Source organism: Marinobacter sp. EhC06, assembly GCF_001650915.1.
GTDB lineage: Bacteria > Pseudomonadota > Gammaproteobacteria > Pseudomonadales > Oleiphilaceae > Marinobacter.
The window spans coordinates 1-1199 of the sequence record NZ_LXYO01000005.1; the positions used below are offsets into that span (position 1 = coordinate 1).

General features: G+C 53.8%; 1 protein-coding gene. It reads right to left on the reverse strand.

Annotated features, from left to right (window positions below):
• Nucleotides 1-39: 39 nt before the first annotated feature.
• Nucleotides 40-1127, reverse strand: a protein-coding gene (locus A8B84_RS04535; RefSeq protein WP_138103153.1) for an IS3 family transposase whose coding sequence is annotated in 2 segments (ribosomal slippage) — nt 40-875 and nt 875-1127 — 1089 coding nt in all. Because the reading frame shifts where the segments join, the coding sequence is not laid out codon by codon here.
• Nucleotides 1128-1199: the final 72 nt, after the last annotated feature.

Sequence of the window (1199 nt, forward strand, 5' to 3'; positions counted from 1 at the left end):
GGTAATCCCCCCATTTTTAGCGGGGTTCAAAAGTAGACCTCAGGCCATCATGGCCAACTTCTGTTGAGGAGTAATTCCTCCGAGTCCCATATTGGGTCGTTCGTGATTGTAGTGCCAGAGCCAGCGGGTGGCATAATCCTGAACTTCTTCGGTGCTGTCGAACAGATACTGTGCCAGCCAATCATAACGAACCGTTCGGTTGTAGCGTTCGATGTAGGCGTTCTGCTGGGGTTTGCCAGGCTGGATAAACGCCAGCTTGATCTCTCGTTTTTCGGCCCAGGCTGACAGCTTGCCGCTGATGTACTCAGGGCCGTTGTCACAGCGGATAGAGCGCGGTTTGCCCCGCCATTCAATGATCTGCTCCAGCGACCGGATAACCCGCTCTGCCGAAAGTGAGAAGTCCACTTCGATGCCCAGGCCTTCCCGGTTAAAGTCATCAATCACATTCAGCAGCCGGTAACTGCGTCCGTCGTTGAGCTGGTCGTGCATGAAATCCATCGACCAACTGTCATTGATCATTTCCGGCACGGCCAAGGGCTCCGGCTTTTCGCGAACCAGACGCTTCTTGGGCTTGATGCGCAAATTCAGTTCCAGCTCTCGGTAAATCCGATAGACCCGTTTGTGGTTCCAGGTAAAGCCTTTCACATTGCGCAGATGCAGAAAGCACAGACCAAAGCCCCAGTTCCGCTGATTGTGGGTCAGCCGAACCAGCCAATCCGCGATCTCGACATTTTCGCTACTGAGCTTGGGCTGATAGCGGTAGCAGGTCTCACTGATGCTGAACATCCAGCAAGCCAGACGAATGCTGACACGCTTTTCATCAACGGCTTTCTGCGCCATCTCACGGCGACGAGACGGCTTCACCACTTTTTTTCGATGGCTTCCTTGAGGATGTCAGCCTTCAGCCGCTCCTCGGCATACATCTTCTTGAGCCGGCGGTTTTCATCCTCCAGCTCTTTCAGGCGGGCCATCATCGATGCATCCATGCCGCCGAACTTGGCACGCCATTTGTAAAAGCTGGCACTGCTCATGCCGTGCTCACGGCAAAGCTCCGGAACCGGTACACCGTTCTCGGCTTGCTTGAGTATCGACAGGATCTGGCTGTCGGAAAAACGTGATTTCTTCATGCAGAATCTCCCTGCGTGTAGCTTACGGAAAATTCTACTTTTGATCACCGCTGTTTTTCGGGGGGATTACCC